3 protein-coding genes and 1 pseudogene are annotated in these 4,674 nt (G+C 58.9%); 1 reads left to right on the plus strand and 3 read right to left on the minus strand.

Annotation, left to right across the window (positions count from 1 at the left end; all coding sequences use genetic code 11):
* The 3 genes and pseudogenes from A3730_RS00895 to A3730_RS00905 form a co-directional block, all read right to left on the minus strand.
* A pseudogene (locus A3730_RS00895) lies at window positions 1-366 on the minus strand (S49 family peptidase); the annotation flags it as partial.
* Window positions 367-368: 2 nt separating this feature from the next.
* Window positions 369-1,058, minus strand: a complete 690-nt coding sequence (locus A3730_RS00900; protein ID WP_063519617.1) for an HAD-IA family hydrolase — start codon at window positions 1,056-1,058, stop codon at window positions 369-371.
* Window positions 1,055-2,008: an RluA family pseudouridine synthase gene (locus A3730_RS00905; RefSeq protein WP_063519616.1), complete on the minus strand. Its 954-nt coding sequence runs from the start codon at window positions 2,006-2,008 to the stop codon at window positions 1,055-1,057. Before A3730_RS00905 ends, A3730_RS00900 begins: the two co-directional genes overlap by 4 nt.
* Window positions 2,009-2,645: 637 nt before the next feature.
* Here A3730_RS00905 and rne point away from each other — a divergent pair.
* The coding region (gene rne / locus A3730_RS00910) for a ribonuclease E (protein ID WP_197477207.1) at window positions 2,646-4,674 on the plus strand (2,029 nt) is incomplete at its 3' end.

Below are 4,674 nucleotides of genomic sequence, written 5' to 3' on the forward strand. Positions count from 1 at the left end.
ATTTGACTGCACCGGCGAGCCACCCGGGCTGTTGATCTTCAACAGTACGGCAGTGGTGTTTTCCGCTTCAAACGCCCGCGTCAGGCCGGTGACGATCAAATCCGCACTGGCATCCTGATCCGGCGCGATCACACCGTTTACGTCAACAATCCCCACATGCTTTTCCGCCATGGTCACCGCTGAACCGGTTTTTCCCGGAATCACCATCACCAACAGCGTAAACAGGTATATAAAAGTCAGCGCCTTGAAAAAGATGCCCCAGCGACGGGACTTGCGCTGTTCATCCTGGGCCTGGCCCAGCAATTTTTCGATCAGCTTCCATTCCCGCTCATTCTGCGGGGGCCGGGAAGATGGCTGATTTTCCATAGTCACACACTCTCCATTACAAATTCAGACGCCGCCAAACCCACCAGCGGCAGCAAATGATCCAATCGGTCGATCACCGCCAAGGGCTCGCACGGCAACAATTGTTCAACCGGGTGAGCACCATAGCTCACGCCAATGCGGTCCACCCCGGCAGCACGGGCCATTTCCAGATCGAACGTGGTGTCACCCACCACCACCGCCCGCTCTGGCGCCACCGCCATGGTTTCCAGCAACTCCAACACCATGGCCGGGTGCGGTTTGGACTGGCTTTCATCGGCACAGCGTGACGCATGAAAATAGCGATCCAGGCCGGTATTTCCCCACACCCGCTGCAGCCCCTTTCGGCTCTTGCCGGTGGCCACCGCCAGCTTAAAGCCACTTTCGCGCAAGTGAGTCAGTACCTGTTCCGCCGCCGGATAAAGGGCGCTTGGGGTCTGCTCGGCGGCGATAAAGTGGAAAGCGTAGCGATCGCGCATGGCGACGATTCCCGCATCGTCCAGTTGCGGGTAGAGCGTGGCGATGGCTTCCGGCAATCCCAGCCCGATAATGCTGCATACCACCGGATCTGCCAGCGAAGGCAGCCCAAGATCCAGCGCCGCCAGCTGCATGCAGCTGACAATACGACCGGTGGAATCCATGACCGTGCCATCCCAGTCGAAAATCACCAGGTCATAAGGACGCGCATTATTCATCGCTGACTCCTGAGGGCCGTCAGAATCGCCTCGTAATCGTCATCCAGCGGCGCGGTAACCGTCAGCCGCTTGCCCGTGTTCGGGTGCACAAACACCAGGGTGCGGGCATGGAGACAAAGGCGACGGCGGCCGATCTCAGTCAGCAGGGCCTCCCCTTTCGCAATTCCGTATTTGTCATCCCCCAACAAGGGAAAGCCGCCAAACTGGCTATGCACCCGAATCTGATGGGTGCGGCCGGTTTCCAGAGTGGCCTCCACCAATTGCGCCTGAGCAAACCGCTCGAGCAGGCGATAATGGGTCACCGAGGGCTTACCCTCGCGGGAGACCCGCACGATGCGCTCGTTGCCATTCATCATTTTCAGCAAGGGCGCATCCAGCGTGCGCTCCTTGCCCTTGAAGCTCTGACACAGCAACCAGTAACGCTTCTCCACCTGGCCGCCCTGCATCAGGCGCTGCAGCTTGCGCAGAAACGAACGCCGCCGCGCCACCATGATCAGGCCACTGGTGTCGCGGTCCAACCGGTGCACCAGCTCCATTTCCTTTTCATCGGGATACATCACCCGCAAGGCTTCGATCAGCCCCAGGCTGACACCACTGCCACCATGCACCGCCAGGCCTGCCGGCTTGTTGAAAATGAATAGCTGGTCATCTTCATAGACACAGGCCCGGCGCAAGCGCTCGGCCAACCCCTCACTCACCGCCGGCGGTGCGGCGGATTCACTGGTGCGAATGGGCGGAATACGCACCACATCACCGCTGGCCAGTCGGGTGGTCTGCTTGGCGCGCCCCTTGTTAACGCGCACCTCACCGGAGCGAATAATCCGATAAACACGGGATTTAGGCACCCCTTTAAGGTGGGTAAACAGGAAATTATCCAGGCGCTGACCATGCCGGCCTTCATCTATGGTGACAAACGTCACCCGGTTCGCTGCGGGGGTATCTTCTGACATGGCGCGATTCTAAGCGTGATCGGCGGAAATGTCTGCATCTGGCGCAAGCATGTCAGCAATCTATCTGATTGATCCCGCTGGCCTTTTATTGCTATAGTCAAGCGTCGACCTGAAATAGGCAACGGCGACGCGCAGCGAACATTCGCCGTTTGGCCCTCTCCGGCTACAGCCGATGAAGACAGAGCCCGCCCCCAGGTCACAGAAAAAGCGTTAAGCCCACCTTCCAGAAGGGAAATACCCTCACGGAACTGGGCACACGCTGCAGAAGACCCATTTACAGCGCCCGAAAACGGGCCCTGAACATTAACGATGGTGGCCTGCAGCGCCGGTCAAACGACCTGGAAAACAGACAGACAAGAGTTTACACATTGCTGTGTGACGCAAGGAGACATTCATACTCCACAACCACGGCAATCGCGTGAAGCATTACAGACTGGCCAGCTGCCAGCATGATTACGCACTAAACATTGCACACAACTCGGAGAGCCGCTGACTCAGGCAACACGATCACCAAGGAAAGCGAACCACACGCCCAGCGTGCGCCCAATCCGTGACATGCCTGCCACAGCACTCCCCCTGGTCTGCTACCGGTTGCACCCGGCCCTGCCCCATGCCACCACAAACTTGTGGTAGCACCATGAAACGTATGCTTATTAATGCCACTCACCCTGAAGAGGTACGAGTGGCTCTGGTCGACGGACAACGTCTGTATGACCTAGATATTGAACACCGCACACGAGAACAGAAAAAAGCCAACATTTACAAAGGCAAGATCACCCGGGTAGAACCGTCCCTGGAAGCGGCTTTTGTAGACTTCGGCGCCGAGCGCCACGGCTTCCTTCCCCTCAAGGAAATTTCCCGCCAGTACTTCCAGAAAGACCCCAAAGACATTCAGGGTCGCGTTAACATCAAGGAAGTCATCAAGGAAGGCCAGGAAGTCATCGTTCAGGTGGCCAAGGAGGAGCGCGGCAATAAAGGCGCCGCCCTCACCACCTTCATCAGCCTGGCTGGCCGCTACCTGGTACTGATGCCCAACAACCCCCGTGCCGGCGGCATCTCCCGTCGCATCGAAGGGGAAGAGCGCGCGCAACTGAAAGAAGCGCTGGGTGCACTGACCATTCCCGACGAAATGGGCGTGATCGTGCGCACCGCCGGGCTGGGCCGCAGTGCTGAAGAGCTGCAGTGGGACCTGAACTACCTGCTGAAGCTATGGACCTCCATTGACGATGCCTCCCAGGATCGCAAGGCGCCCTTCCTGATCTATCAGGAATCCAACGTCATCATTCGCGCCATCCGCGACTACCTGCGCAAAGACATCGGCGAAGTGCTGATCGACTCCAAAAAAGTCTACGACGAAGCCCAGGGCTTTGTTCAGCAGGTGATGCAGGACTTCCAGCACAAGATCAAACTGTACGACGACGAGACCCCGCTGTTCTCCCGTTTCCAGATTGAATCGCAAATCGAAACCGCCTTCGAGCGGGAAGTGAAGCTGCCCTCCGGTGGCTCCATTGTCATCGACCCGACAGAAGCACTGGTGTCCATCGACATCAACTCCTCCCGTGCCACCAAGGGCGCGGATATCGAAGAAACCGCCCTGAACACCAACCTGGAAGCCGCCGAAGAAATCGCCCGGCAGCTGCGCCTGCGTGATATCGGCGGCCTGATCGTGGTGGATTTCATCGACATGGGCCCCGCACGCAACCAGCGTGACGTGGAAAACCGCATGCGCGATGCGCTGGAGCAAGACCGGGCCCGCATCCAGCTGGGCCGTATCTCCCGCTTCGGCCTGCTGGAACTGTCCCGTCAACGGCTTCGCCCCAGCCTCGGCGAGACATCCAGCATCGTCTGCCCGCGTTGCGACGGCCAGGGCCATATCCGTGATGTGAAATCACTGGCGCTGAGCATTCTTCGTCTTATCGAAGAAGAAGTGATGAAAGAGCGCACCGGCGAGATTCAGGCCCAGGTGCCGGTGGCCGTGGCCACCTACCTGCTCAATGAAAAGCGTGATCCCCTGCGCGCCATTGAGAAGAACCACAATGTTCGCGTGGTCATCATTCCCAACCAGAACCTGGACACGCCCCACTTCGAAGTTGAGCGCATCCGTGATGACCAGACGTCCGCTCAGCTGAGCCACGAGATGGACCTGCTGGAGGGCAACAAGGATGCCGATATCGCCTCCGCCCAGGACACGGAAATCAAGACCCAGGAGCCCGCCGTCAAACTGATGGCTCCGGACACCGCCCCACCGCCGCCCAAACCGGCAGCTGCCGCACCGACAGCGCAGGCCCAGAACCTGGGTCTGCTGGCGCGTCTGTTCACCTGGCTTGCCCAGGTCTTTACCGCTGAGCCCAAGCCCGCCAAGGTGAAGAAAGAACAGCCCCAGCGCAAAGGCGATAACAAGCAGCGCCAGCAGCAGAACGCCCGTGGCCGTGGTGGCAACAACCGCAACCGCAACGACAATCGTAATGACGGCCGCAACAACGATAACCGCGGCAAGAACGACAACCGCAACAAGCGCGATGGCGGCAAAGCAGGCGATAACGACAATCGCAATAACCGCAACAAACGCCAGAACGACAAGGATGGCGGCCGCAAGAACGACAACCGCCAGGCAGACAATCGCGCTTCCGACAATCGCAACGATAACCGTAGCGATAACAAGGACG

The organism is Alcanivorax sp. HI0044 (assembly GCF_001634945.1).

Bases quoted from the DNA above. Each gene is read 5' to 3' on its own strand.
- A3730_RS00900 (WP_063519617.1), bottom strand. From the start codon at position 1,058: ATGAATAATGCGCGTCCTTATGACCTGGTGATTTTCGACTGGGATGGC.
- A3730_RS00905 (WP_063519616.1), bottom strand. From the start codon at position 2,008: ATGTCAGAAGATACCCCCGCAGCGAACCGGGTGACGTTTGTCACCATA.